We start from the raw sequence: 361 nt of genomic DNA, 5'->3' as shown, positions 1-361 counted from the left end.
GATGGCCTGCATCTGCGCGCGCTGAGCCGGGGTCATGGCACCGTTGCAGGTGCCGGTCAGTATCAGCACCTGGTGTGGCAGGTTGAGCATCATCATCAGCTGATGCAGGGGACCCTGCGGGGCGGCCCAGGTGAACTCGGCGGTCAGGGTGTCGCGGCCATTGAGCCGGCCGGGTTCCTGGGCGATAAGCTGCCAGTCTTTCAGCTGCTGACTGAGGGACGTGATTTCGCGCTCGGCAAACTGGGGGAAGTCGAGGCCCCAGGGCAGGGTGTCGCGGGACAGGGTAAAGCTGCTGCCGTTGTGGTCATCGGGGCTGGTGAGTACCAGCAGACTGACATCCCGCCAGTCGCGGGGCACGCTG

1 protein-coding gene is annotated in these 361 nt (G+C 65.7%); it reads right to left on the bottom strand.

Going from position 1 to position 361, the window contains the following annotated elements:
• Positions 1–361, bottom strand: a 361-nt coding sequence (locus SLS51_RS23450) for a DUF1795 domain-containing protein (RefSeq protein ID WP_439126911.1), incomplete at both ends; no start/stop codon positions are given.

The sequence above is a fragment of the Photorhabdus africana genome (genome assembly GCF_035181445.1).
GTDB classification, from domain to species: Bacteria; Pseudomonadota; Gammaproteobacteria; order Enterobacterales; family Enterobacteriaceae; genus Photorhabdus; species Photorhabdus laumondii.
The sequence above is the reverse complement of the archived record's forward strand: the minus strand, read 5'-3'. Positions and strand labels throughout refer to the sequence as shown.